Source organism: Pedococcus sp. 2YAF34 (assembly GCF_052114585.1).
GTDB lineage: Bacteria > Actinomycetota > Actinomycetes > Actinomycetales > Dermatophilaceae > Pedococcus.
In genome coordinates, this window is record NZ_JBFRFA010000117.1 from 1 (window position 1) to 424 (window position 424).

Below are 424 nucleotides of genomic sequence, written 5' to 3' on the forward strand. Positions count from 1 at the left end.
ACCCATGAGTGGGGCGGCCCGCTCGGGGTGCCGCGCGACTGGCACGCCTCGGTCGGCTACGACCCGGAGCGCAAGGAGGCGTGGGCGGGCGGCTACGTCGGCGACGGCGTGAGCACCACGAACCTCGCCGGACGCACGATCGCCGACCTCATCGGCGGCACCGCGAGCGACCTCACCGCGTTGCCCTGGGTGAACCACCGGTCACGGCGCTGGGAGCCCGAACCGCTCCGGTTCGCGGGCGCCAACGCCGGGCTCGTCGGCATGCAGTTCGCCGACGTCGAGGAGCAGGTCACACGTCGCGCATCCGTCGCCGCCCGCCTGATCAAGCCGCTCACCGGTCACTGAGCCGCGAGATCAGGCGGGCGCTCGACTAGATCTCCTCCGAGATCGCCGCAGCGAACTGCGAGTTGTACAGGTTGTAGTA

1 pseudogene is annotated in these 424 nt (G+C 71.0%); it reads left to right on the forward strand.

Annotation, left to right across the window (positions count from 1 at the left end):
• A pseudogene (locus AB4Z02_RS19150) lies at positions 1-345 on the forward strand (FAD-dependent oxidoreductase); the annotation flags it as partial.
• Positions 346-424 lie beyond the last annotated feature (79 nt).